Annotated in this window: 21 protein-coding genes; 11 read left to right on the forward strand and 10 right to left on the reverse strand. The window is 71.6% G+C overall.

Annotated features, from left to right (window positions below; all coding sequences use genetic code 11):
* Positions 1–4: 4 nt before the first annotated feature.
* From ACZ7EG_RS22150 to ACZ7EG_RS22170, 5 genes are all read right to left on the reverse strand, one after another.
* Complete coding sequence (locus tag ACZ7EG_RS22150) at positions 5–889, reverse strand: carbohydrate ABC transporter permease (RefSeq protein WP_471081874.1); 885 nt, start codon at positions 887–889, stop codon at positions 5–7.
* Positions 890–897: 8 nt separating this feature from the next.
* The gene (locus ACZ7EG_RS22155) at positions 898–1,863 is read right to left on the reverse strand and encodes a carbohydrate ABC transporter permease (RefSeq protein WP_471081383.1); all 966 of its coding nucleotides are present in this window, start codon (positions 1,861–1,863) and stop codon (positions 898–900) included.
* 20 nt (positions 1,864–1,883) lie between these two features.
* Positions 1,884–3,149: an ABC transporter substrate-binding protein gene (locus ACZ7EG_RS22160; protein WP_471081386.1), complete on the reverse strand. Its 1,266-nt coding sequence runs from the start codon at positions 3,147–3,149 to the stop codon at positions 1,884–1,886.
* A 220-nt stretch (positions 3,150–3,369) separates the two neighbouring features.
* The gene (locus ACZ7EG_RS22165; RefSeq protein ID WP_471081389.1) at positions 3,370–4,617 is read right to left on the reverse strand and encodes an ROK family transcriptional regulator; all 1,248 of its coding nucleotides are present in this window, start codon (positions 4,615–4,617) and stop codon (positions 3,370–3,372) included.
* Positions 4,618–4,814: 197 nt separating this feature from the next.
* Positions 4,815–5,489, reverse strand: coding sequence for an ANTAR domain-containing protein (locus tag ACZ7EG_RS22170; RefSeq protein WP_471081392.1), 675 nt, complete (start codon positions 5,487–5,489; stop codon positions 4,815–4,817).
* 227 nt (positions 5,490–5,716) lie between these two features.
* On the opposite strand from ACZ7EG_RS22170, the gene ACZ7EG_RS22175 reads away from it, so the two are divergent.
* Entirely contained in the window at positions 5,717–6,067 is a 351-nt protein-coding gene (locus ACZ7EG_RS22175) for a helix-turn-helix transcriptional regulator (RefSeq protein ID WP_471081395.1), read from the forward strand.
* 300 nt (positions 6,068–6,367) lie between these two features.
* Here the strand turns inward: ACZ7EG_RS22175 and ACZ7EG_RS22180 are convergent, their stop codons facing one another.
* Positions 6,368–7,624 carry a D-arabinono-1,4-lactone oxidase gene (locus ACZ7EG_RS22180; protein WP_471081398.1) on the reverse strand — a complete coding sequence of 419 codons (1,257 nt, stop codon included), beginning with the start codon at positions 7,622–7,624 and terminating at the stop codon, positions 6,368–6,370.
* 178 nt (positions 7,625–7,802) lie between these two features.
* Between ACZ7EG_RS22180 and ACZ7EG_RS22185 the strand changes: the two genes are divergently transcribed.
* From ACZ7EG_RS22185 to ACZ7EG_RS22210, 6 genes are all read left to right on the forward strand, one after another.
* A complete protein-coding gene (locus ACZ7EG_RS22185; RefSeq protein WP_471081401.1) occupies positions 7,803–8,810 on the forward strand; it encodes a hydroxyacid dehydrogenase in 1,008 nt (335 codons plus the stop codon).
* Between the two features lie 126 nt (positions 8,811–8,936).
* Positions 8,937–10,256, forward strand: coding sequence for a radical SAM protein (locus tag ACZ7EG_RS22190; protein WP_471081404.1), 1,320 nt, complete (start codon positions 8,937–8,939; stop codon positions 10,254–10,256).
* A gap of 238 nt (positions 10,257–10,494) precedes the next feature.
* Positions 10,495–11,985: a cellulose binding domain-containing protein gene (locus ACZ7EG_RS22195; RefSeq protein ID WP_471081406.1), complete on the forward strand. Its 1,491-nt coding sequence runs from the start codon at positions 10,495–10,497 to the stop codon at positions 11,983–11,985.
* A 207-nt stretch (positions 11,986–12,192) separates the two neighbouring features.
* Positions 12,193–13,299 (forward strand): ribosome small subunit-dependent GTPase A, encoded by a 1,107-nt coding sequence (rsgA, locus tag ACZ7EG_RS22200; RefSeq protein WP_471081408.1) that lies wholly within the window; start codon positions 12,193–12,195, stop codon positions 13,297–13,299.
* Between the two features lie 92 nt (positions 13,300–13,391).
* Positions 13,392–14,801: a DNA-3-methyladenine glycosylase 2 family protein gene (locus ACZ7EG_RS22205; protein ID WP_471081877.1), complete on the forward strand. Its 1,410-nt coding sequence runs from the start codon at positions 13,392–13,394 to the stop codon at positions 14,799–14,801.
* Positions 14,801–15,295, forward strand: a complete 495-nt coding sequence (locus ACZ7EG_RS22210; RefSeq protein ID WP_471081410.1) for a methylated-DNA--[protein]-cysteine S-methyltransferase — start codon at positions 14,801–14,803, stop codon at positions 15,293–15,295. The genes ACZ7EG_RS22205 and ACZ7EG_RS22210 overlap by 1 nt, the downstream gene beginning before the upstream one ends.
* 40 nt (positions 15,296–15,335) lie before the next feature.
* Here ACZ7EG_RS22210 and ACZ7EG_RS22215 read toward each other — a convergent pair whose 3' ends face one another.
* Positions 15,336–15,818 carry a DUF456 domain-containing protein gene (locus ACZ7EG_RS22215; RefSeq protein WP_471081413.1) on the reverse strand — a complete coding sequence of 161 codons (483 nt, stop codon included), beginning with the start codon at positions 15,816–15,818 and terminating at the stop codon, positions 15,336–15,338.
* A 1,387-nt stretch (positions 15,819–17,205) separates the two neighbouring features.
* Between ACZ7EG_RS22215 and ACZ7EG_RS22220 the strand changes: the two genes are divergently transcribed.
* Positions 17,206–18,195, forward strand: a complete 990-nt coding sequence (locus ACZ7EG_RS22220) for a protein phosphatase 2C domain-containing protein (protein WP_471081880.1) — start codon at positions 17,206–17,208, stop codon at positions 18,193–18,195.
* Between the two features lie 66 nt (positions 18,196–18,261).
* Positions 18,262–20,004, forward strand: coding sequence for a pyruvate dehydrogenase (locus ACZ7EG_RS22225; protein ID WP_471081416.1), 1,743 nt, complete (start codon positions 18,262–18,264; stop codon positions 20,002–20,004).
* On the opposite strand, the gene ACZ7EG_RS22230 is transcribed toward ACZ7EG_RS22225, so the two are convergent.
* Complete coding sequence (locus tag ACZ7EG_RS22230) at positions 20,001–21,329, reverse strand: helix-turn-helix domain-containing protein (protein WP_471081883.1); 1,329 nt, start codon at positions 21,327–21,329, stop codon at positions 20,001–20,003. The two genes, ACZ7EG_RS22225 and ACZ7EG_RS22230, sit on opposite strands and share 4 nt — an antisense overlap.
* A gap of 251 nt (positions 21,330–21,580) precedes the next feature.
* Between ACZ7EG_RS22230 and ACZ7EG_RS22235 the strand changes: the two genes are divergently transcribed.
* Positions 21,581–22,204 carry a hypothetical protein gene (locus tag ACZ7EG_RS22235; protein ID WP_471081419.1) on the forward strand — a complete coding sequence of 208 codons (624 nt, stop codon included), beginning with the start codon at positions 21,581–21,583 and terminating at the stop codon, positions 22,202–22,204.
* A 426-nt stretch (positions 22,205–22,630) separates the two neighbouring features.
* Positions 22,631–23,113 carry an ATP-binding protein gene (locus tag ACZ7EG_RS22240; RefSeq protein ID WP_471081422.1) on the forward strand — a complete coding sequence of 161 codons (483 nt, stop codon included), beginning with the start codon at positions 22,631–22,633 and terminating at the stop codon, positions 23,111–23,113.
* Between the two features lie 57 nt (positions 23,114–23,170).
* Here ACZ7EG_RS22240 and ACZ7EG_RS22245 read toward each other — a convergent pair whose 3' ends face one another.
* Positions 23,171–24,211 (reverse strand): DUF2637 domain-containing protein, encoded by a 1,041-nt coding sequence (locus tag ACZ7EG_RS22245; protein ID WP_471081425.1) that lies wholly within the window; start codon positions 24,209–24,211, stop codon positions 23,171–23,173.
* A gap of 300 nt (positions 24,212–24,511) precedes the next feature.
* Positions 24,512–25,363 carry a (2Fe-2S)-binding protein gene (locus ACZ7EG_RS22250; RefSeq protein WP_471081428.1) on the reverse strand — a complete coding sequence of 284 codons (852 nt, stop codon included), beginning with the start codon at positions 25,361–25,363 and terminating at the stop codon, positions 24,512–24,514.
* Positions 25,364–25,519 lie beyond the last annotated feature (156 nt).

The raw sequence follows: 25,519 nt of genomic DNA on the forward strand, positions 1-25,519 counted from the left end.
TAGCTCAGCCCTTGATGCCGGTCTGTGCGATCCCCTGCACCAGCCAGCGCTGGAGGAAGAGGAAGACGAAGACCAGGGGGAGGATGGATACGGCCGTGGCCATGAAGATCAGGTGGAAGACGACGGTCTGGTTGGTCATGTAACTGGAGAGCGCGACCTGGACGGTCCACGAACTCGGGTCCTGGCCGATGACCAGGGGCCACAGGAAGGCGTTCCAGCCGTTGATGAAGGTGATGGTCGCCATCGCCGCGAAGAAGTTCAGCGAGTTCGGCACCACGACGCGCCAGTATGCGCCCCAGTAGCCCAGCCCGTCCATGCGTGCTGCCTCCTCCAGCTCCTTGGGGAACCCCAGGAAGTACTGCCGGAACAGGAAGCAGGTGAAACCACTGAACAGCCCGGGGATGATCAGACCCCGGTAGGTGTCGACCCAGCCGAGCGAGGAGACCAGCACGAAGCTCGGGACGAAGGTGACCGCGGTCGGGACCATCAAGGTCCCCAGGACGGCGTAGAAGACCTTGTTGGCGTGCTTGTAGGGGATGCGGGCCAGGCCGTAGCCGGCGAGGGAGCACACCAGCAGGACGCCGACGGTGTGCAGGGTGGCCACGACCGCCGAGTTCCACAGGGACTGGGCGAAGGGGACCGTCTCGTCGGTGAAGAGCTCGCTGATGTTGCCCCACTGGATGTCCGTGGGGAAGAACTTCCAGTTCTCTCCGGTGATCTCGGCGTCGGTGGACAGGGCGTTGCGGACGAGAATGTAGAACGGGACCAGGAACAGGAAGGCGGCGACGCCCGTGGCGACGTAGAGGCCGGTGGAGCTCATCACGCCGCCACTGCGCCTGACCCGGCTGGGCGCGTCCGGCGCCGGTGCGGCCTTGCGCACCTTGGTCATGGTGGTGGTCACTTGGACTCGTCACCCCTTCCGAAGCCCATGATCTTGCCCTGGAGCAGGGTCACGGCACAGATCAGCACGGTCAGGATGAGTGCGCCCGCGCTGCCGGCGCCGTAGTCCTGGCTCTCGCCCAGGGCCTTGTAGTACAGCTCGACGAGGGGCGGGCGTCCCCAGGTGGTCTTGGACAGCAGGTTGAAGAACTCGTCGAAGGCCTGGTAGGCGGCGACGAGCAGCAGGAGGATCACCGCGGTGGACGTGGCCCGCAGCTGGGGCAGGGTGATGTACCGGAAGGTCTGCCAGCCCGACTTGGCGCCGTCGATGGCGGCGGCCTCGTAGAGCTCGTCCGGGATGTTCTGCAGCGCCGCGATGAACAGGATCATGTAGAAGCCGGACTGCAGCCACAACCGGGCGGTCACGATGACCAGCCAGTACCAGGGCGGGTTGGGGTCGATCAGCCAGGCGATGTTCTCGACCCCGAACCAGCCGAGGACCGTGTTCATCAGACCGAAGCGGACCCCGCTGAAGATGGACATCTTCCAGATGAGCGACGCGGCGACATAGCTGACCGCGGTCGGCAGGAAGAAGACGGACCGGAAGAACGCCCGCATGAAGCGCATCCGGTTCACCAGCAGGGCGAGGCCCAGCGACAGCGCCCAGGTGGTGGGCACGATGAACGCGGCGAACACGGTGAAGGTGCCGAGCGAGCCGACGAAGTCGTCGTTCGTCAGCATGTACGTGTAGTTGTCGAAGCCGACGAACTTGTCCGGCGTGACCGTGAAGCGGGCCTCGAAGAAGCTCAGCCAGAGGCTCCAGAGGATCGGCGCGTAGACGAAGATCGCCAGACCGATCAGGAACGGTCCGGTGAAGAGCCAGAAGTTGACGGTGGGGCCGCCCCGCAGACCCCGCCGCGGCTTGGCCGGGGAGGCCTTCGCCGCAGCGGGGCTCGGGACGTCGAGCTTGGTGGTCGTCGACATGTCGTGTTCCGTCCCGCGACCTATCCGAACAGCTTCTTGAGCTCGCGGTTGACTGCCGTGTCGCACCTGTCGAGAGCCTTCTCCGGGTCCATGTTCTTGCGGACGGAGTTGGCGAAGACGTCCTCGAAAGCGGTGCGCATGGCCTGGGTCCAGCCGATGTTGTCGAAGTGCCCGAACTCGTTGAAGAGCTTGACGCCCTCAGCGGCGTTCCCCGACTTGAGCTTGTCGGCCTTCGCGGCGAGCGAGGTGCGCGGCGGGATGTGGAAGCCGTAGGAGGTGGCCCAGTCCTCCTGGTACTCCTTCTGGTCGATCCACAGCCACTTCACGTACTCCTTGGCCGCGTCGACGTTCTTGCCCTTGGCGTTGACGAACATCGACCAGCCGCCGTTGTAGACGGACGGCTTTCCGGAATCCGTGACCTTCGGGAAGGGGAAGACGCCCCAGTCGTCGCCGAGCGCGTCCTGGATCGCCGGCATCGCCCACATGCCGCAGAACTGGATGGCGCACAGGCCCTGGTTGAACGAGGAGGGGTCCCAGGACTCGGTCGGAGCGCCGAGGAGAAGGTCGCCGCTGGTGAACAGCTGGCGCATCTTCTTCAGGCCCTCGACGACGCCGTCCGTGTGGTAGGCGATCTCGTTCTTCTCGTTGAGGTGCTGGGCGCCGGACGACCAGATCAACGTGTCGTTCACGCTGTGCAGGTCGTTGCCCATGTACAGGCCCTTGACCTTGCCGGTGGTGAGCTTGGCGGCGGCCTCCATCAGCTCGTCGAGCGTGGTCGGCACCTCGACCTTGGCCTTCTCCAGCATCGACTTGCGGTAGAAGAAGAACTGCGGGTCGTCGATCATGCGGACGCCGTATATCTTCCCGTCGACCGTGTGCGACTTGATGTCGGCCGGGTTGAAGTCGTCCTTGACCGGGTTGACGATGTCGCTCAGGTCCGCCACCTGCCCGCTCTTGATGAGCTGGATCTGCGGGTGGAACTCGAAGAGGTCCGGCGCGTTCTTGGTGAGCAGGGCCGAGAAGAGCTTGCTCTCGTAGTCGGCGCTGGTGATCCACTGCGTGGTCACGTTGGCTTCCTTGTACGCCTTCGCGTACCGCTTGATGGCCTGCTCGGTGCCCGCCTCACCGTACGCGTGGAACATCTGTGTCAGGTTGGTGCCCGAACCGGAGCCGCCGCCCCGGCCGTTGTTGCCGCCGCACGCGGCCAGCCCGCCCGCGGCGGCCAGGCCCATCGCGGCCCGCAGTACGTTCCGGCGGTCCCAGTTCATGTTGCTCGATGCCGACATGCTGACGTCCTTGTCTCGAGTGCGGCTGCGGCTCTGCGGCTCACTGCCTGATGGCTCACGGCCCGAAGGCTCGCGCCAGATGGCTCAAAGAGAGGTGCGGTGCGGGACGCTAGAGCTTCGACTAAGGCTTCGGCAAGGGGTTGGACGAAGTCTGTGCGAAGCGTTGTGTCCGGTTCGCGATTTCGAACACGTGGGAGGAGTGGAGGAGTTGGTTCCGCCGTTACGAGGGTGGGGTGGTGGTACGGCTCCTCACGGGGGCGGTGCGTTTGCCGTTCTTCTGCCCGACGGTCTGCAGTGCGCCTTCGAGCGCGAACGTCGCCGCGCCGAGGCACACCGGGTCGGTGGGGATCGGGGAGAGGACGACCTCGGTGGCGGCCAGCGGCCGTGGCAGCGCGTGCCGGGCCACGGCCTCGCGCACCTCGTGCAGCAGGGGCTCGCCCAGGGTGCGGGCCACCCAGCTGCTCAGCACGACGATCTCGGGGTTGAACAGATTGACCAGATCCGCGACGCCGGCGCCCAGGTAACGGGCGGTGTCGTGGACGACCCGGCGCGCCACGGGGTCGTCCGCCGCGACCCCGCGGGCCAGGGCGTCGATGGTCGCCGTCTGGTCCTCGGCGTGCAGCAGCGCGCTGTCGGGACTGAGCTCGCGCAGGTTCAGCATGATGCCGCGCGCGCCGACGTAGGTCTCCACGCACCCGTGGTTGCCGCAGCGGCACGGGCGTCCGTCCAGCACCATCGTGGTGTGGCCCCACTCGCCGGCGCTGTTGCTGACCCCTCGGTGCAGTCCGCCGCCCAGGACGAGGCCGGCGCCCACACCCGTGCCCAGGTTGACCACCACCGCGTTCCCGCGCCCGCGCGCGGCCCCGAACCACAGCTCGGCGACCGCGCTGGCGCGCAGCGGGTTGTCCAGGTACAGCGGGTAGGCGATGTGCTCGGTGAGCAGGTCGAGAAGCGGTACGTCGTGCCAGTCCCAGTTGGGCGCGTACTCGGAGACGCCGGTCGCGCGGTCCACCTGCCCCGGCACGCTCACGCCGACCCCCAGCACCCGGGCGCCCTCGATGCCGGCCTGTGTGACGACCGAGCCGACGGCGGTGACCACATGGCCGACCACCTGCTCGGGCAGGCTCTCGCCGGGCCGGACGTCCTCCTCGGCGCGGGCCAGCACGTTCAGTCCGAGGTCGAACAGCTCCACATGGACGTACGTCTCGGCGATGTCGACGCCGATCAGCGCGCCGCCCGAGGCGTTGACCGCGACCAGGCCCCGGGGGCGGCCGCCCGCCGAGTCCTCGAAGCCGACCTCGGTGATCATGCGCAGGTCGAGCAGCTCGCCGACGAGGGTGGCGACCGTCGCGAGGCTGAGCCCCGTGGCCGCTGCCAGCTCCTGCCGGGAGGTGGGTGACTCCGCGATGATCTGGCGCAGCACCTCGTAGCGGTTCGCGGTGCGGATGTCACGTGAGGTGCGCTTCACCGGGTGCCCCTTCCTTCCCAGACCGGCCGGGCCGGATCGACGTCGGCACCGGCGCGGCGCAAGGCTATGGGCTGCCGGGACTTTCTACAAGGGGTTTGGAAAGGGGCTTTATAAAGTGCCCGCCCGGTGAGGGCAGGTGATGGCCGACGGTGGCCTGACCATGATGCCTCAATGCGCGTGCTCCGGCCCCCGGCGGGTCAGTCGCGCTCCTCGGCGGCACCGCCCGTGGGGTGCGCGGGCACCTCGTCCGGACGGCTCGCGCCGGCGACCGCGGCGGCCAGCTGCCGCTGCATCTGCTCCGGCAGTGTCGCGCCGCGTACGGTGCCCACCAGGTCCCGGGCCAGATCGTGCAGTTTGGTGTTGGTGTTCTGGGAGGTCTTGACCAGCACGCTCCAGGCCGCTTCGGGTGTCAGGCCGAAGGAGGCCATCAGGATGCCGCGGGCCAGGTCGATGGTGGGCCGGGTCTGCATGGCCCGGCGCAACTGGGCGACTTCGGCGCGCAGGTCCTGGCCGTCCTCCTCCGGCGGGGCCGTGCCGGACGGGGCCGGGGGTGCGGCGTTCTCGGGCCGGCCGGAGTCCGTCAACAGCTCCCGCGTGCCGGTCAGGTCGAGAACGCGATCGACCGCGACCCCGCAGGACCGGACGGTGACCGACTTGCCCTGGTCGACGGCGCGGGCCTGCAGGTCCAGCAGTGCGTTGAGGCCGGCGCAGTCGCAGAATCCGACGGCGTCCAGACGCAGGTCCATGCCGCCGCCCGACAGGGCGAGCATGTCGTACAGCTCGGGCAGCAACCGTCGGCTTCCCAGGTCCAGTTCACCCCACATCGTCACGGTCATCCGGTCGCCGTCCGGAACGACGTCCATGGTCGCCATGCAGGGCGGGATCGTCGTCGGCGCACAGTCGTCCGCCGCGGGTGCGGCGTCTTCTCGCGTGTGAGACCGCGCAGAGTACGCAGGCTCCCGCATGGCCCTGTTCTCCCTTGTCCGTTCGCCTTGCCTCCGCTTCCAGCGTTGCCCCTCTACCCCATGCCCGTCAATCAATACATGAAATGTCGTACGTGTTTTTGGGTGCATGAATGTTCTGTCGCTAGAGTTGGGGCATGGATGGAGTGCCCGAGCCACACACCGGATGGACGTTCCTCACCAACCATGCGCGCGTGCTGGCTGCCATTGCCGACAATCACAGTGCTCGTATCCGGGACATAGCGGCCCACTGCAGACTCACCGAACGAGCCGTGCAGAAGATCATCGCCGACCTGGAGCAGGACGGGTACCTCTCCCACACGCGGGAGGGGCGCACCAACGCGTACCGGATCGACCCCGGCAAGGTGCTGCGCCACCCGGCCGAGGCGGGGCTGACCGTGGCGTCCCTGATGTCCCTGCTCGTCAAGGACGAAGTCGACCGTGCCGGGACCTCCGTCACCGGCACCCGCCCGCACGCCGCGACATGACCGCGGGGCCATGTGCACGCCGTGGCCTGGGGCGGGGACGCCGGCGCACCGTGGGCTGATCGCGGGGCCGGCGGCATGCCGCGACCTGATCGCAGGGCCGCCCGCCCGCCACGGCCGGACCGGGTGGACCGTTCGCCGCCGTCACCGGGTACGGAACGGCGGGCCGCCCAGGTGCCACGGACCTGGCCGGTCTGTCCGGCCGCACGCCACGACTTGACCGGCCCCCGGCCCACGCCACGGACGACGTGGCGAGCCGTCCGCCCCTCGTCGACCGGTGGGCCCCCGCCACCCCCGCTCCGCCTACGCCCGCGCGAGCACATCTCGCACGAAGGCGTTGGCGAACTTCCCCCGCGGGTCCAGCTCCTGCGTCAGAGTGCGGAAGTCGCCGAGGCGCGGGTACAGCTCGTGCAGCGCGGAGGCGGGCAGGGTGAACACCTTGCCCCAGTGCGGGCGGGCCCCGTAGGGGGCCAGCGCCGCCTCGACCCGCCGCACCACCGGCAGGACCGCTCGCGTGTCCTCGACCCAGGTGAAGTGCGCCGCGACGGTGTCCCGCCCGTGCGAGGGGCTCAGCCACTGGTCGTCGCCGGCGACCGTGCGCACCTCGCAGGTCTGCAGGACGGGGGCGACATGCTCCCGGATCGCGTCGAGCGCGTGCAGCATCTCCACGGCGTGTCCGCGCGGCAGCAGGTACTCCGACTGCAGCTCCGCCCCGCTGCTCGGCACGAACTCGGCCCGGAAATGCGGGAGCCGCTGGTGCCACGGCCCCGGCACACCGAACTGTTCGGTGCAGTTGACCGCGGGCATGCCCGGCACCGGGTGCATCTTCTCCGTGGCGGGAGCGGCCCAGGGGAAGGCGGGCAGCGGCTGGTCCGTACGCCGCTTGAGCCACACCTGCCCGAAGCCCGGCTCGCGCCAGTCGGTGAACAGGCTCACGCTGTACCCCGTCGCCATCACCGTCTCGAACACCCCGGAGTCCAGGCCCTGAAGAGGCAGCCCGGTGAACACGTGCTGCTCGACCTCGTAGGCCGGTTCCAGGTCCAGGGTGAGCGCGGTGACGACGCCGAGTGCGCCGAGTGAGGTGACGGCCCCGCCGAACCGCTCCTCGCCCCGCCCCATGGTCACCACCGAGCCGTCGGCCGTGACGAGCTCCACCTCGCGCACGGAGGCCGAGAGCGGGCCGTTGAGCACCCCCGAGCCGTGCGTGCCAGTGGCGACCGACCCGGCCACCGAGATGTGCGGCAGGGACGCCATGTTGTGCAGCGCGAGTCCCTGCCCGTGCACCCGGCGGGCCAGTTCCGCGTAGCGCACACCGCCGCCGACCCGGACCGTCCGGGCCACCGTGTCGACCTCCACCCGAGGGGGAAGGTCCGCCAGCGACAGCAGGACGCCCTCGGGGCCGGGGTCGGCGATCTCGTTGAACGAGTGCCCGCTGCCCAGGACCCGCACCCGGTCGCTGTCCGCGACGAGCGCTCGCAGCGCGGCCGACGAGGCCGGCCGGTGCAGTTCCTTGGCCGCGTAGGCGATGTTGCCCGCCCAGTTGGTCACGGTCCCGTTCATCCGTCGTCCTTCCCCGAGGCGGCGGGGACAGGAAAGCCCCCGGGCGGAACCTACCCCCGGCACGGAGTCCATTGCCGCCGCCGTCCGGACCGTCCTACGGTAGCGACCTTAGAGAGCGGTTTCTGTCCGTGGTGCGGGAGCCGTTCCAGCAGCACTCCCGAGCCGGAAGGTCACCTCCTTGAGCCAGCGCCCCCAGGCACTGTTCGCCCTGGACGCCGAGAACGTGCCGCAGGTCTTCCCGCCCGAGGTGCTGGCGCGGCTGCGGAAGTCCGTGGACATCGATCCCGACCTCGTGGTCCGGGACTTCGCCGACCCGCACGTCCTCGGTGCGCTGGCCCGGACCGAGGTCCTGGTGACCGGCTGGGGCTGCCCCCGGATCGACGAGACGGTGCTCGACGCCGCTCCCCGGCTGCGGGCGGTGCTGCACTCGGCGGGTTCCGTGAAGTCCTTCGCCACCCACGCCCTCCGGGAGCGGGGCATCGTCGTCTCCTCGGCGGCCGTCGCCAACGCGCTGCCGGTCGCCGAGTACACCCTGGCCATGATCCTGCTCGCCGGGAAGGACGTCCTCGCCGCCCGCGACCGGATGCGCACGGCCCGCACCTCCCCGGGCTGGGGCGTCATCCCCGGCATCGGCAACTACGGCCGCCGGGTCGGCGTCATCGGAGCCTCCCGCATCGGCTGCCGCGTCCTCGAACTGCTCCGCCCCTTCGACCTGCGGCCGGTCCTCACCGACCCCTACGTCGACGAACGCCGGGCCGCCGCGCTCGGCGTCCCCCTGCTGCCGCTGGACGAGCTGCTGCGCACGTCCGGCATCGTCACCCTGCATGCCCCCGAGACGCCCGAGACCCACCACATGATCGGCCGCCGTGAGCTGGCCCTGATGCCCGACGGGGCGGTGCTGATCAACACCGCGCGCGGTGCGCTGGTCGACCACGACGCCCTCGTGGCGGAACTGCGCGCCGGGCGCCTGACCGCGATCCTCGACGTCACCGACCCGGAGCCGCTCCCCGCCGACTCGCCCCTCTACGACCTGCCCGGCGCCTTCGTCACCCCCCACCTCGCCGGCTCCCAGGGAAACGAGCTGGCGCGGCTCGGCCTGACGGTCGCGCAGGAGGCGGAACGGCTGCTGGCCGGAGAGGAGCCGGCGTACGCGGTCGACTGGGCGGCGCTGGAGCGCGAAGCCTGACGATCACCCAGGACAGAGGGTGATGAACGGGGCATTCCGCCGTATCGGGGGGACCCGGGTACCGGCTCCGCGCACCCAGGGGCATACCGTGAGGAGTCGTACGTCCGAACCGGGAGGAGAGACGGGATGGGCAGCCGTACCGCGCTGATCGAGGATCTGATGGAGCGGTTCCCGCACGTACCGCGGGAAGCCGTCTTCAAGGAGGACCTGCTCCGCGGCGGCGTCGCCTTCGACCCCTCCGCGCTCAGCGACAACGAGGGCGGCGAGGTCAAGCCGAAGTCGTACTTCATCTTCTCCTTCGACCACGGCACCCTGCCCGAACTGGGCGAGGCCGCGCTGCGCAGGCCGCCCGAGGAGATCATCCTCACCGGCGGCCCTTACGACCTGCGCCGCACCGTCGTCTCGGTGCGCGTGAACCCGTCCTCGCCGTACCGCGTCGCCGCGAACGACGACGGCGTGCTCGGCCTCTACCTCGACGGCAAGCGCATCTCCGACGTCGGTGTGCCACCGATGCCCGAGTACTACCGGCACACCCTCGCGAGCGGGAAGTCGGTCATGGAGGTCGCTCCGACCATCCAATGGGGCTACCTGATCTACCTGACCGTCTTCCGGGTCTGCCAGTACTTCGGTGCCAAGGAGGAGTGCCAGTACTGCGACATCAACCACAACTGGCGCCAGCACAAGGCCGCCGGCCGCCCCTACACGGGCGTGAAGGACGTCGAGGAGGTTCTCGAAGCCCTCGAGATCATCGACCGTTACGACACGGCGAAGGCCTCCACCGCCTACACCCTCACCGGCGGCGCCATCACCAAGACGGTCTCCGGCCGCGACGAGGCCGACTTCTACGGTCACTACGCCAAGGCCATCGAGGAGCGCTTCCCCGGCCGCTGGATCGGCAAGGTCGTGGCCCAGGCGCTGCCCAAGGACGACGTCCAGCGCTTCAAGGACCACGGGGTGCAGATCTACCACCCCAACTACGAGGTGTGGGACGAGTACCTGTTCAAGATGTACTGCCCGGGCAAGGAGCGGTACGTCGGCCGGGACGAGTGGCACAAGCGGATCCTCGACTCGGCCGAGATCTTCGGCGCGCGCAACGTCATCCCCAACTTCGTGGCGGGCGTGGAGATGGCCGAGCCGTTCGGCTTCAAGACGGTCGACGAGGCCATCGACTCCACCACCGAGGGCCTGCGCTTCTTCATGTCGCACGGCATCACGCCCCGCTTCACCACCTGGTGCCCGGAGCCCACGACGCCGCTCGGCAAAGCCAATCCGCAGGGTGCCCCGCTGGAGTACCACATCCGCCTGCTCCAGGCCTACCGCCAGACCATGGAGGACTTCGGTCTCTCCTCGCCCCCCGGCTACGGCCCGCCCGGCGCCGGCAACGCGGTCTTCTCGGTGAGCTCCTTCATGGACAGTCTCCCGGCCGACGCACCCACCGCCGTTTGATAACGCTTCGATGACATCGCCCCTTGTGGCGAGACGAGGTTGAGTCGCGGGGCGGCCGCATCCGTATGGCACACCGAGAAGCCGGAGCCATGGGGGTGCGGCCGCCCTGTCGTGATATCTGAACAGGGCGCTTGTCAGTTGTGTGGGAGGCGTGAAAAGCTCTTGCCCTGCCGCGAGGTTCCCCCCAACTCCAATGCCGACGTGGTGAGTTGACCTCGCTTGTGGATGCAGGAGACTCATGCCCGACCTGCCGACCCCTCAGGACGCCACCGAGGCCGCGCTGTTCTCCGAGTGCTGGGACGCGGTCCTGGCGTACGCGGACCTGTGCACGTCCGGTTCCACGGCCGCCGCACAGCTCGGCCGTGAGGCGTTCGCGCACGGCGTGCGCGAGGCCCGCGCCGCCGAGAGCGGCCAGGTCCGCGGCACCGCACGCCGCCCGTCCCGGCTGCCCCGCATACCCCTGCTGCTGACCTCCGTACGCACCACGGCCGCGGCCTGGGAGGAGGAGGGGCAGGGCCACAAACTCGACCCCGACCTGCGCCTGTGGCTCAACTCGGACGCGGCCGCCCGCTACACCGGCCCGCCCCTGCAACGCCCGCTCGCGCTGCGCGGCCTGCGCGATCTGCAGCAACCGGACGCCGAGCTGCTCTGGTTCGCCGAGGTGGAGGCGCTGCCGCTGCCCCTGGTCGCCCGCCGCCTGGGACTCGATCCGGCCGGCGTCGCCGAGGAACTCCAGCAGGTGCGCACCCTGTTCCGGGACCGCTGCCACCGCAACCACCTCGACACGCCCATGGACGGCCGGTGTCGCAGCTACGCCCGGCTGCTGGACGCCGTCACCCGCTCCTCCGCCGCCGAGGCCCCCGGCGACCTCTCCCGGCACCTCGCCACCTGCGTGCACTGCGCCGAGGCCGCCGCCTGTCTGCGCCTGCACGGCGGCGCCCTGCCCGGGGCGCTGGCAGGCGGGGTGATCGGCTGGGGAGGCCTCGCCTACCTGGAGCGCCGCCGCCGCGCCGCCGAGGTGCGGCTCGGTGCCGGCCGCCCCGGCTCGACGGGCAGGGCGGGCGCAGAACCGGAGGACGGCGAACAGAAGGCGCGCGCCGCCCGCAACGGACTCCTCGTCGCCGCGGTCCTGGTCTCCGTGCTGGCCCTCGGGGTCTCCCTGATGCCCTTCGGCGGCGACGGCGACGATCTCGGCGCACCCGGCGCCGACCGACAGCCGGTGGCCGACAGCGCTCCGCCCCTGCCGTCCGTCGCGTCCCTGCCGCCCGCGACCTCGAAACCGGCCGACCGGAACACCCCGACCTCGAAGCAGCCGGAGAAATCCCGCAAACCCGAGGAGAAGAACCGCCACACCGAACCGCAGGGCACCTCCTCGCCCACCGACCGGGCCGAACCCGAAAAGAACGAGGATCCCGTCTGCAGGGTCGAGTACGACCTGGTCAACCAGTGGCCCGACGGCTTCCAGGCCACCGTCACCGTCACCAGTACCCGGCCCCTCGAAGCCTGGCGCGTCGCCTGGTCCTTCCGGGACGGCCAGCAGGTCGGCCAGATGTGGGACGCCTCCGTCTCCCAGGACGGCTCCCGCGTCAGCGCCACGGCCGCCGACTACAACAAGTCGGTCCCCGCGGGCGGCGACCTGGCCTTCGGCTTCCTGGCCTCCTGGCGCAGCAAGAACTCCCCGCCGTACGACTTCGAGCTGAACGGCCACGCCTGCGTGAAAAGCGGTTGACGCACCCGCGCCACGGCGGGATACCGTGACGCCGGTTCCGCGCACGCCGCGGTTCCGTGCAGAGAAGAACCGAGCGACGAGGAGGTGTCGACCGATGGCTGTCATTGCGATGAGCGCTGCCCGCATCCAGTTCATGAAGTCCACCTCCATGGCCGCCGGCTGAACCGACCGACTGTCGGGCCGGGGCCGACCTCGGAAGGGTCACCCTTGTCTTCCTCCTCTGCTTCATCCGTTTCCTCCGCGCTCGCCCCCTACGGCTGGGACGAGGCCTGGGCCGGGGCGTTCGCCCCGTACGAGGCCGAAGGACTGCTGCCCGGCCGGGTCGTGCGGGTCGACCGCGGGCAGTGCGACGTCGTCACCGCCGACGGGCCGCTGCGGGCCGACACCGCGTTCGTCACCCCGCACGACCCCCTGCGGGTCGTGTGCACCGGAGACTGGGTCGCCGTCGAACCCGGCGGGAACCCGCGCTACGTCCGCACCTGCCTGCCGCGCCGCACCGCCTTCGTCCGCTCCACCTCCTCCCAGCGGTCCGAGGGGCAGATCCTCGCGGCCAACGTCGACCACGCCGTCATCGCCGTGTCCCTCGCGCTCGAACTGGACCTCGGGCGCATCGAGCGCTTCCTCGCGCTCTCCTGGGAGTCCGGGGCGCAGCCCGTCGTCGTCCTCACCAAGGCCGACCTCGTGCCGGACGCCGTGACCCTGGCGCATCTCGTCCAGGACGTGGAGACGAGCGCGCCCGGCGTGCCGGTCGTGCCCGTCAGCTCCGTGGCCGGCGACGGGCTCGACGTGCTCGCCGCGCTCGTCGGCGGGGGGACGTCCGTGCTGCTCGGGCAGTCCGGCGCCGGCAAGTCGACCCTCGCCAACGCGCTGCTCGGCGAGGACGTCATGGAGGTCCAGGCCACCCGCGACGTCGACGGCAAGGGCCGCCACACCACCACCACCCGCAACCTGCTCGTCCTGCCCGGCGGGGGCGTCCTGATCGACACCCCGGGGCTGCGCGGCGTCGGCCTGTGGGACGCCGAGACCGGCGTCGGGCAGGTGTTCTCCGAGATCGAGGAACTCTCCGAGCGGTGCCGCTTCCACGACTGCGCCCACGAGGCGGAGCCGGGATGCGCCGTGCTGGCCGCCATCGACAGCGGTGAGCTGCCGCAGCGGCGGCTGGAGAGCTATCGCAAGCTGCTGCGGGAGAACCAGCGCATCGTCGCCAAGACCGACGCCCGCCTCCGGGCCGAGATCCGCAAGGACTGGAAACGGAAGGGGGCGATCGGCCGGGCCGCGATGGAGGCGAAGCGGGGAGCGCACTGGCGCTCGTAGCGGCCCCGCGTCCCGCCGACCGGCCCCTGCCCGATCGCGGTGTCCGATTTCCGCCAGCGGCCGCCCGGCCGAGGGCGGAGACTGGACCCGTGATGGACCAGGAAACGGACGAGGACACCAGGTACGAGGCCGTACGCAGCCGGGACGCCCGTTTCGACGGCGTGTTCTTCTTCGCCGTCGAGACGACCGGCATCTACTGCCGTCCGAGCTGCCCCGCGGTCACCCCGAAGCGGTCCAACGTGCGGTTCTTCGCCACGGCCGCCGCCGCGCAGGGCTCGGGCTTCCGGGCCTGCCGGCGGTGCCGCCCGGACGCCGTGCCCGGCTCCGCCGAGTGGAACGTCCGCGCGGACGTGGTGGGCCGGGCCGTGCGGCTGATCGCCGACGGCGTCGTCGACCGGGAGGGCGTCGCCGGGCTCGCCGGACGCCTCGGCTACAGCGCACGGCAGGTGCAGCGGCAGCTCACCGCCGAACTCGGCGCCGGGCCGGTCGCCCTCGCCCGGGCCCAGCGGGCCCACACCGCGCGCGTCCTCGTGCAGACCACCGAGCTGTCCATCACCGAGATCGCGTTCGCGTCGGGCTTCGCCAGCGTGCGGCAGTTCAACGACACGATCCGGGCGGTGTACGCGTCGACGCCGAGCGAACTGCGCGCGAGCGCGCCGCGCAACGGCAGGGGCCACCGTACGGCGACCCCGGACGCCGGCATCCCGCTGCGGCTCGCCCACCGCGGCCCCTACCGGGCCGGACCCGTCTTCGACCTGCTGGAACACCAGGCCGTACCCGGCATCGAGGAGGTGAGCGGCCCGCCCGGCGCCCGCACCTACCGGCGCACCCTCCGCCTCCCGTACGGCACCGGCATCGTCGCCGTCGACGAACGCCCCGGCACCGCCCGGACCGGGCTCGGCGCCCACCCGGGCGGCTGGCTCGACGCCCGGCTGCACCTCACCGACCCGCGCGACCTGACCACCGCCGTCCAGCGGCTGCGACGGCTGTTCGACCTCGACGCCGACCCCTACGCCGTCGACGAGCGCCTCGCGGCCGACCCCCGGCTCGCCCCCCTGATCGTCGCCCGGCCCGGGCTGCGCTCGCCGGGCACCGCCGACCCGGAGGAACTCGCGGTGCGCGCCCTGACCGGCCGGACGGGGGCGGAACGGCTCGTACGCCGCTACGGCAAGGCCCTCGACGCCCCCTGCGGCAGCCTCACCCACCTCTTCCCCGAGCCGGCCGTGCTGGCCGGGGCCGAGCCCGCCGGCACCCTCGGCGCGCTCACCGCCGCCCTCGCCGACCAGGCCGTACGCCTGGATCCGGGCGCCGACCGGGACGACGCGCAGGACGCCCTGCGGGCCGTGCCCGGCCTGGACGCCCGAACCGTCGCCGAGATCCGCACCCGCGCCCTCGGCGACCCGGACGTGGCCCCGCCCGGCCTCGACGCCCCCGACAGCTGGCGCCCCTGGCGCTCGTACGCCGTGAACCACCTGCGCGCAGCAGGGGAGTGGGAGTTGTGATGACCTGCCCGACCTACTGGACGAGCGTGCCCGGCCCCCTCGGGCCGCTGCTCCTCACCGCCGCCCCGACCGGCGAGCTGACCTCCCTGTCCGTGCCCGGACAGAAGGGCGGACGCGTGGTGCGGGACGACTGGCGGCGCGACCCCGGGCCCTTCCGGGAGGCCGAGGAGCAGCTCGCCGCGTACTTCGCCGGGGAACTGAAGGAGTTCCGCCTGGCCCGGCGCACCGAGGGCACCGCCTTCCGCGAGAAGGTCTGGGCCGCGCTGGACGACATCCCGTACGGCTCGACGGCCACGTACGGCGAGATCGCCGCGCGCATCGGAGCGCCCCGGGCCGCCGTGCGGGCGGTCGGCGGTGCGATCGGGGCGAACCCGCTGCTGGTGGTCCGCCCGTGCCACCGGGTGATCGGGGCGGACGGCGCACTGACCGGGTATGCGGGCGGTCTGGACCGCAAGGTGCGGCTGCTGACCCACGAGGGGGTGCTGTCTTCCTGAGGGCCGCCGGCCCAGCGGGGTCCGTCCGAGGGCTGACGGCTCAGCCCCAGAGGACCGCGCCCAGCCAGGCCGCCGCGATCAGCTGGCAGGTGAACAGTTCGGTCAGGATGCTGGAGCCGCCCGCGCGCATGACCGTGCGCAGGGCGGCCATCGCGTCGGTGTGGCGGCCGAGGCGGAGCCGTTCGAAGAGGTAGACACCGCCCAGGAAGCCGGGGATCGCGCCGAGGACGGGTATCAGGACGAAGCCCAGGACGGAACCGGCCCCGGCACAGGCCAGCATGCGGCGGGTGGTGCCGTTCATACGCAGCCGCCGGGGCGGGAGCGCCCAGCGGACGGCCTGGGAGACCAGCAGCAGGACCGTGGCTCCGACCAGCACCCACCAGGTGACGGGCTGCGGGTCCTTCAGCGCCCACCACATGACCGCTGCCCACACCAGCAACGATCCCGGCATGGCGGGCAGCAGCACTCCGCACAGCCCGAGCAGGATGACCAGCCCGACCAGCAGGAGGTCCCACACTCCCATCTACCCAGACTGCCGGAACACCGGAGAACGCGCAGGTCAGAAGCGTGGGCAGGGCTCAGACCCGCAGGTCAGCCACGCGCGCCGCGCCGGGCTCCGCTTTTCGCATGACCGTTCTACGGCTCACTCGACGTGCCGCTCACCGCCCCTTGGTGGGCCGGTTTTTTCCACAAGCCCCGTTTTCATCCGGCTCGTGCGGTGGACAATGACGGTCATGAGCCAGCAGGGGGGAAGGCCCACCGGTCACGAGGACGACTGGTGGAGGGAGTTGTACGACGACTCCACCGACGACACGGGCCCCGCGCCGGCGCGGGATTCCCTCGACGACCGGTTCGCGTCGGCGTCGGGGGCGGTGGCAGACGGGACGGAGGGGCGGACTGGTTCCTCGGAGGGGTCGGGCTCCTCGGACCGACCGGGGCCCTCGGACCGATCGGGGCCCTCGGACCGATCGGGGCCCTCGGACCGATCGGGGCCCTCGGACCGATCGGGGCCCTCGGACCGATCGGGGCCCTCGGAGCGGTCGGGTTCCTCGGACCGGTCGATGGGCCGGGACTTCGGAGCGGAGCCGGCGGTCCCGGCGCCCCGGACCGGTGCCGACGACATGCTGGACACGCCCCGCCCGAACGACAGGTCCCCGCAACGCGCGCCCTGGGAGCCACCACCGCCCGGCCCCACCGGGCCGGTGAGCTTCCCGACCACGGCGCGTCCATCGCAGCGGGCCGACCAGCCCCCCGCCCACGCACCCTCGGACGAGCGCCCGGGACCCGTCGCCCCGTCGCCCGGCGCCCGTACGCCCTCGGGCGAACAGCGAGGTGAAGCAGCGCCGCCTGCGGCCGACGCCCGTACGCCCTCGGACGAGCGCGCGGGGCCGGTCGCCTCGCCGCCCGGCGCCCGTACGCCCTCGGGCGAACAGCGAGGTGAAGCAGCGCCGCCTGCGGCCGACGCCCGTACGCCCTCGGACGAGCGCGCGGGGCCGGTCGCCTCGCCGCCCGGCGCCCGTACGCCCTCGGGCGAACAGCGAGGTGAAGCAGCGCCGCCTGCGGCCGACGCCCGTACGCCCTCGGACGAGCGCGCGGGCCCTTTCGCCCCGGCCCCGCAGAGCCCGGGGCAGCCGCCCGCGCCGGTGGTTCCCGACGGGGGAACGCCCCGGGTCCCGCCACCTCCCACAGCCCCTCCGACCTGGCCGAACCCCGAGTCTCACCCGGCCAGGGGGGCCGTGCCGCCGCTCCCCGCCGGGCCGCCGTCCGTGGTCCCACCGCCCGAAGAGCCGCCGTCCGTGGTCCCACTCCCCGAAAAGCCGCCGTCCGTACCCGCGCGTCCATCCGAGTCGCCGCCCGAGGCGCCCTCGCCCCCGGCCACCGATCCCTCTCCCGACGAGCACAGCCCCCGGATCGAGCGCCCCGCGCCCGTCGCCCGGTCCCGTGGTCACGTCGGCACGCGGCCGCCCACGTACGACGCCGAACCCACCGCTCTCCCGGCCGCCGATCCGGACGATCTCGACGATCTCGTGGCGGACACCGTGCTGGACGGGGCCCGGTACGGGGCCTGTACGGTGCGGGCCGTCTCCCTGCGGGGGGACTCCGCGCGGTATCGCGGAGAACCCCGCCGGGACGCGCTGCTCACCGCCCGGTTCGGCGCGGGGGAGCACGCGCTGCTGCTGGTGGCGATGGCGACCGGCGCCCGGGCCACGCCCGGGGCGCACCGGGCCGCCGCCGAGGCCTGCCACTGGATCGGGCGAGCCGTCGGGCGCAGCCACGCACGGCTCGTGGAGGACATAAGGGACGGCCGGCGCGGCGACCTGAAGTCCGGGCTGCACCGGCTCACCGACCGCAGCCTCGGCAAGCTGCGGGCCAGCGCCTCCGAGCAGGGCGTCGATCCAGGGGAGTACGCGGCCAGCCTGCGCTGCCTGCTGCTGTCGGCCGACCCGGAGTGCCGGACGCGGGTGTTCTTCGGGGTCGGACCGGGTGGACTGTTCCGGCTGCGGGAGGGGGAGTGGCAGGACATCGAGCCGCAGGTCGCCGAGGTCAAGGGCGATCCCGTCGTGGGTTTCGGTTCGCCGCCCTCCGAGACCCCCGAGGGCGACCGGCTCACCATGGACCTGGGCATCCCGACCCCGCCCAGCCCGTACGAACCGGCCCCGGAGCCGCCCCGCGAGCCCTTCCGCTTCCGGACCTCCGTCGCCCGCCCGGGTGACACGCTCCTGATGTGCAGCGGCGGCCTGGCCGACCCCCTGCGCGGCGAGCCCGAACTGGGCGAGTACCTCGCCGAGCGGTGGTCCCGCCCCGATCCACCCGGTCTCGCCGCGTTCCTCGCCGACTCCCAGGTACGGGTCAAGGGTTATGCGGACGACCGTACGGCCGCCGCGGTATGGGAGGCGTGAGCGCGACCGGTGTGACTTGATGGAACCCGGAGGGATCCCAGGAGACCGAAGGGGCAGACGAGAACCATGGCCAAACAGAACGTCGCGGAACAGTTCGTCGACATCCTGACCCGTGCCGGAGTCAAACGTCTCTACGGAGTCGTCGGCGACAGCCTCAACCCGGTCGTCGACGCCGTCCGCCGCAACTCCGCCATCGACTGGATCCACGTCCGGCACGAGGAGACCGCCGCCTTCGCCGCCAGTGCCGAGGCGCAGATCACCGGCGGGCTCGCCGCCTGCGCCGGCTCCTGCGGCCCCGGCAACCTCCACCTCATCAACGGCCTCTACGACGCCCACCGCTCCATGGCCCCGGTCCTCGCCCTCGCCTCGCACATCCCGTCCAGCGAGATCGGCCTCGGCTTCTTCCAGGAGACCCACCCCGACCGGCTGTTCACCGAGTGCAGCCACTACAGCGAGATGATCTCCAGCCCGGAGCAGATGCCGCGGCTGCTGCAGACCGCCATCCAGAACGCCGTCGGACGCAGCGGCGTCAGCGTCGTCACCCTGCCCGGCGACATCGCCGACCGGCCCGCCCCGGAGAAGGCGGTCGAGACCGCCCTCGTCACCTCCCGCCCGACGGTCCGCCCGGGGGACGCCGAGATCGACCGGCTCGTCGAGATGATCGACGAGGCCGGCAAGGTCACCCTCTTCTGCGGCAGCGGCACGGCCGGTGCGCACGCCGAGGTCATGGAGTTCGCGGGGAAGATCAAGTCCCCGGTCGGGCACGCCCTGCGCGGCAAGGAGTGGATCCAGTACGACAACCCCTTCGACGTCGGCATGAGCGGACTGCTCGGATACGGGGCCGCCTACGAGGCCACCCACGAGTGCGACCTGCTGATCCTGCTCGGCACCGACTTCCCGTACAACGCCTTCCTCCCCGACGACGTCAAGATCGTGCAGGTCGACATCCGGCCCGAACACCTCGGCCGCCGCTCCAAGCTGGACCTCGCGGTGTGGGGCGACGTACGGGAGACGCTGCGCTGTCTGATCCCGCGGGTGAAGGAGAAGAAGAACCGCCGCTTCCTCGACCGGATGCTCAAGAAGCACGCCGACGCGCTGGAAGGCATCGTGAAGGCGTACACCCGCAAGGTCGAGAAGCACACGCCGATCCACCCCGAGTACGTGGCGTCCGTGCTCGACGAAGTCGCCTCCGACGACGCCGTGTTCACCGTCGACACCGGCATGTGCAATGTCTGGGCCGCCCGCTACATCTCACCCAACGGCCGCCGCCGCGTCATCGGTTCCTTCTCCCACGGCTCCATGGCGAACGCGCTTCCCATGGCGATCGGCGCCCAGTTCACCGACCGGGGGCGGCAGGTCGTGTCGATGTCCGGCGACGGAGGCTTCTCCATGCTGATGGGCGACTTCCTGACGCTGGTGCAGTACGACCTCCCCGTGAAGGTCGTCCTGTTCAACAACTCCTCGCTCGGCATGGTCGAGTTGGAGATGCTGGTCGCCGGCCTCCCGTCGTACGGCACCACGAACAGGAACCCCGACTTCGCCGCCGTCGCCCGTGCCTGCGGTGCGTACGGCGTGCGCGTCGAGAAGCCCAAGGACCTCCCCGGGGCCCTGAAGGACGCCTTCAAGCACAAGGGGCCGGCCCTCGTCGACATCGTCACCGACCCCAACGCGCTGTCCATCCCGCCGAAGATCAAGGCCGAGATGGTGACCGGCTTCGCCCTGTCCGCCTCGAAGATCGTGCTGGACGGCGGGGTCGGCCGGATGCTGCAGATGGCCCGCTCCAACCTGCGCAACGTTCCCCGGTTCTAGCTGTAGGGCATCCACTCGCGAGCCGAGATGTCGTACACGTAGCGGGGCAGGCCCTTGATCCCGCTGGTGCGGAACGGGCTGCCGTCGTCGTCGATCCGGACCGTCCCCCTGCGGCCCTGGGAGGACCAGTCCAGCTCCAGGTGCCAGCGGCAGTCGCACCCTTGGGTCCTGGCGTTGACCAGCAGCACCTCGGGATCCCGCGCGGAGACGCGGTACGGCATGCGCACCGCCGGGATCGGCGTACCCGCGTCGCTCCCGGCGACCGCGCGGGCGATGGGGCGGTCCTTGTCCAGGTTCACGTCGAAGGAACGCGGGGTGATCGAACCGCCGCAGCCCCGGTTCATCGCATAGGCGTTGCCCCGCGCCGGTGCCGTCCGCCCCACCACGCGCACGCGCAGCGCCTCCAGCACGACGGCCGTGTCGGTGCGCCCCTGCACGGTCAGCTGTACGAGCGTCTCGCCGCCGTGCACCGCGTTCTGCGTCGCGGCCCAGACCCCGGCGTCCTGCGGGACCGGCGGCGGTGGCACCTGCGCGGGCGGCTTGGCGACGACGTAGTCGTGACCGCAGCCGAGCTTCCAGGACTGGGAGTCGGCGGACCAGGTCAGGGGTGGGGCGGAGGCGGTCGTGCCGGGAGGCGGGGTGGTGCGGGCGGAGGGGGACGGGGAGGGCTTCGGCTGCTTCGGGGTGGCGGACGGCGCGGGCCGCCGAGCGGTGGGGGAGCTGTCGCTCGGGGTCGGCGAGGCGCTCTTTCGGTCCCGGGGTTCGGCCTTCGCCGTACCGGACGGGGCCGGCCCGGTCACAGGGGCCCGGTCGCCGGTGGTCGTACGCCGATCGTCCGGCAGCGCGGTGAGGCTCCCGAGGGCCGCGAGCGTCGCGCAGACGGCGGCCAGTGCGACCGCGACGCGTCTGCGGCGGTACCAGGGGCGGAGGCCGGGCGGCGGGGATTGTGCTGTGGAGCGGTCGGCCGGGCCGTCGACGACGTCCCGTGCACCCTCCGGCTCGTCCACCGTGGCGCAGGCCGCGTCCTGCCGTGCCGGAGCGGCCGGGCTCGCCGATCGGGGCCGCTGCCGCGCCGCCACCGCCAGGAGCCAGCGGCGGTGCAGCTCCAGACGTTCCTCCGGGGACGCCCCGCACAGGGCGGCGAAGCGCTCCACGGGGGCGAAGTCGACCGGGACCGCGTCGCCCGCGCAGTAGCGGTGCAGGGTCGAGGTGTTCATGGCCAGGCGGCGGGCCAGCGAACCGTAACTGCGGTCCGTGCGCTCCTTGAACGTCCTCAGCAGCGCCGCGAACTCCCCGACGTCGTCCGCGTTGTCCATGCCGTCCATGTCGTCCTGTGCCGACACCCGTTCCCCCGTCTCCAACGTCGGACCCGGCCCGGAACGGCATCCCAGGCACCCCATGTACCTGCACGTCAGACGGGCTGGGATGGTTCCACCGGGACCGATCGGAGGCGGGCTGTTGCGTCCGCCCGGTGGGACCGCTGATGCTCTTGGTGTCGCACCGACCAGGTCCGGGCCGACCAGCGGGCCTCGGGGCGGCATCCGACATCCACGCATTCATCCACGGGGGGACACCCATGCCCATGCGCATCCCGACAAGCGCGCTCACCGCACTCACCGTCGCCGCCGTCGCGGCCGGCACGGTCCTCACCGCACCGGCGGCCGGCGCCGCACCGAAGGCCGCCGGGCCCAAGTTCCTGTCGGCGTCCCAGCTGCCGCCGCACCCGACCTCGTCCTGGACGGCCGGCCCGGTCACCGAAGGGTTCCCGGAGGGACTCGGCTTCTGTGTGAGCACGGAGGGCGTGCCCTCCTACGACTACCGGCACCGGGAGTTTTGGACCGACCTGGACACCGGCGCCGTGCAGTTGACCGTCGTGGCGGACACAGCCGCCCTGGCCAAGGCCCTGGCGAAGCACTACGACGACCTGATCCGCACCTGCGCCGACCGGATCGAGGAGAACGACCCGGACGTCGAGGCGGAGGGCCGGGACTACGGTTCGCTGCCCGTCGAGGAGGGGGCCCGTGTCCGCGGCCTGCACACCGAGACGTCCTGGGGCGCCACGGACATCTCGCTGCTGTCCGTCGGACGGGACGGCAAGACCGTCACCGTCGTGTCGTGGGGCCAGATGGGCGACTTCGACGACGCCCCCGTGACGGCCTTCAAGAAGACGACGACCACCGCCGTCAACAAGCTGTACTGACCGCGCCCGCCGAAGGACCGGGGCCGTCCTCCCGCCACGGGGGTGGGGAGGACGGCCCCGTACCGGTTCCGGCCGCTGTCAAGACCGTCGCACTTCGGCCAACTTCACCGGAGTGCCGCGCACGGCGGCCCGTCGCCCCGGCCCCTTCTCGCGTACGCAGGGATCGACAGCCGGCCCTCGGCCCATCGTCCGATCTCCGGCGGTCAAGGATCCACCCGAGGACGTCGACCGGCCGCTCTCCCGTCCCCCTGCGCGCCGTCGCCGTCCTGCTCGGCGGCCCGCCGCCCGGGCCGCCCGCCCCGTTCCGGTGGCCGAACACCCGGTCGTTGACGATTCGACATGACTGCCGCGTTTGCGATGGGGCATGGATCCCCGTGAACGTGTTCGAGCAGGAGGGGAACCGACATCGGCGCGCGGGCGGGGGTCATGGAGAGGCAGGCACGACGAGGCGGTCCCATAGCGATCGGGGGCTTCTCGGCGAAGACGGTGGAGGACAGGACCGACGATGTCACGGAACACGATCCGGCGCCGCAGTTGAGGCGCCGACTCGGGCGAGCGGACCTGCGGGCCGTCCCGGAAGCCCGCAGGGCCCTGCGGGAACTGCTCGGGCAGTGGGGGAAGCACGGGCAGTCCGACGTCGCCGAACTGCTCACCAGCGAGCTCGTCACCAACGCGATCGTCCACACCGACCACGACGCGGTCCTCACGGCCACCGTCGGACCCCGCGGACTGCGGGTCGAGGTCCGGGACTTCGTCGCCCGCAGACCGCGAGTGCGCGTACCGGTCGCCGACGAGGGCACGAACGGCAGGGGCCTGTTCCTGGTGCAGTCCCTCGCGGACGCCTGGGGTGTCCGGCCGCACGGCGTGGGCAAGGCCGTCTGGTTCGAGCTGGGGGCCGGGGCGGCGTGAACGCCGAGGGGGCGCGGCCCGCAGGCCACGCCCCCTCGCCGCTCTGCTGCGGCTCGGCTAACCGAACTGCTGCTCAAGGTCCTTGAGCTTGCGCTCCAGGGAGTCCAGACGCGGCAGCGCCATGGTGTCGTCCTCCGCGGTGAGGTCGACCGTCACCGGGTCAGTTCCTTTGCGCACCGGCTGAAGGGAGGGACGCGAGCGCACGGGCAGGGGCTCCGGCGCGGATATGGCAGGCTCCGCGGAGACCTGCGAGGAGTCGCGCTCCACCTGCACCTCCAGCTGCCGTCCGCCACCCCGGCCGAAGTGGCCGCGGTGACCGCGGCTGATCGCCTTCAGCTGGGCCCGCTCCACGCGCTGCTGGTCGCGCCGTCGCTGCCGGGCCTCTTCCTTCTTGCGCTTGTCGTCGCGCACCTCGTCGACCGCCTCGTCCAGGCTGCGCACATTCTCGAGGAGCATCAGCGACCAGGCGCGGTAGGTCTCCCGGGGGGCCCGCAGCCAGCGCACCATGCGGATCTGCGGCAGCGGGCGGGGCACCAGGCCCTGCTCCCGCAGGGCGGCCCGGCGGGTCTGCTTCAGCGCACGGTCGAAGAGGACCGCCGCCGACAGGGACATGCCCGCGAAGAAGTGGGGGGCACCCGCGTGGCCGACGCCCCGGGGCGCGTGCACCCAGTTGAACCAGGCCGCGGCGAAGGCGAACGTCCACACCAGTATCCGGGAGCCGAGCGCCGCGTCACCGTGGCTGGCCTCGCGCACCGCGAGGACGGAGCAGAACATCGCCGCGCCGTCCAGGCCGAACGGGACGAGGTACTGCCAGCCGCCCGAGAGCCCGAGGTTCTGCTCGCCGAAGCCGACCAGACCGTGGAAGGAGAGCAGGGCGGCGACGGCCGCACAGCAGAAGAGGAGGAGGTAGGAGAGGGTGCCGTAAAGGGCTTCCTTGCGTCTGCGGCGTTCCTCGCTGCGCTCCCAGGAGTCGTCCGCGCTCGTGTCCTTGACCGAGGAGCGCTTGCCGCGCGCGAGCACCGCCACCGCCGCCAGCATGCCCAGGAGAAGCACGGCGCCCGGAAGCAGCCAGTTCAGCGATATGTCGGTCAGTCTCATCTGGGTGGTCCCTTGCATTGGGATAGGGCGTAACGCCCGCCATAGTGGCCCAATCCCATCGACCCTCAGGGGGTTTCGGGGCAAGAGGCCGCCAAGGAAGTGCAAGGGAATGCCCAGGGCGGCGTTCTGCTCGAACTGCCGCTTGAGGCTCGGGAGTTGAGTTCGAACAAGACTACCCGTACGAGTGGTTCCTCGGAAAGTTCCCGTGACACGTGGGGATGATGTGAATCGCCTGTGGGTACGCGGGTGTCCGGTTCCGCGATCTTACGGGACGGCGGGCGGAGGGACCCCGCCCGAGCCTCAACCGGCCGTCGCCAGCAGCCTGGTGACGCGTTCGGTGTCGCAGGTGCGCGGGCAGGTGGCGCAGGTGTCCTCCGGACGCAGCGTGTAGAACATGCAGCAGCTCGCGCGGTCCCGGGTGAGCAGCGGTTCGCCGCCCGGGCCGGCCAGCTCCCGGAACGCCGCCGTGCCGACGTACGGCTTGGTCGCTCCCGGCAGGAGCAGCTCCAGCTCGCGCATCGCACGCCGCTCCTCGATCTCGCCGAGCAACTGGGCGATGTACCACAGCCCTTCGACGATCTCGTCGGTCGCCATACCCCACAGGGCGCGCCCGCGGCGCCGCATCCGGGGGCCGAAACCGGTCAGCACCGGCTCCAGGTGCTCGGCGACCGCCGCCCGTACCTCCGCCCGTAGCGCCTCCTCGTCGGGGACGACCCGGGCGCCCGGCAACGCGGCCGCCTCGTCGCCGGGCAGGCAGGCGAAGCCGGAGGGGCGGACGGCCAGGTGTCCGAGGGCGTGGCCCGGGGCGGTGCGGTCGTAGGAGACATGGGTCACGGGGTAGCGGGGGACCCGGCGGTTCAGGAACCACGGCACGGTGATCAGGAGGCAGGCGGGCCAGGCGTAGCGGTGCAGGCCGAAGCTCGCGACGACGTCGGGGCGGGCCTGCGTGCCGTAGTCCCGCTGGATCTGGTCCACGTCCCACGCGAGGAAGCGGTCCAGGGCTGGGCCGGCGGCCGCGAGGTCGGCGGCGGTGGTCCAGCCGTGGCCCTGCGGGGTCTCGTCGACTGCGTCCAGTTCGGTGACGGCGAGCCCCGGGAGGACCTCGGCCAGGCGGGCGTAGGCGCCGGAGACGGCCGAAAGGGGCGCAGGCATGTGATCACCGATCCGTCGGGTGAAACGGGGTCCTTAAAGGTAAGCCTAACCTTACTCATGATCTCGAAAAGTTGAACGAGGATTTGAACTGGGGGCCGGGGCGCTTATGGTGCTTGACGGACGAGTAACAACCCGCCGTAATGACCCCAAGTACCG

The sequence above is a fragment of the Streptomyces sp. NPDC037100 genome (assembly GCF_055606225.1).